Source organism: Dellaglioa sp. CoH-56-MRSF-11 (genome assembly GCF_056782135.1).
This window is the reverse complement of the sequence record NZ_JBXAYE010000100.1, coordinates 1-280: the sequence shown is the minus strand read 5'-3', so window position 1 is coordinate 280 and position 280 is coordinate 1. Positions and strand designations below refer to the sequence as shown.

General features: G+C 53.6%; 1 protein-coding gene. It reads left to right on the top strand.

The window, feature by feature from the left end; all coding sequences use genetic code 11:
• The coding region (locus AC1RPT_RS08010) for a hypothetical protein (RefSeq protein WP_481763024.1) at positions 1-183 on the top strand (183 nt) is incomplete at its 5' end.
• Positions 184-280 lie beyond the last annotated feature (97 nt).

Here is a 280-nt window from a genome sequence, read left to right as displayed (position 1 = left end):
GAACAAAGCTTTTACAATCGCGTCCAATGGTGGCCGGAACAGGGCATGACGGGCACTGTTGAGGCCGTCCACAAAAACGGGTCGGTTCGCGTGGCATGCGACAAATTGCGCAACCAGTCGTCAGACGGCCGTATCTCCAAAACGTTCCGGCCGCTCGATATGGTGTTTGAGGTCATCAAGTAACGATCCGCAGGGGCCTGAATTATGGTCCCTGTTTTCCCAGCAAAATACCCGGTCCAAAATACGCAATCCGGGGGATACCTTACGCGTAGAATTAGAC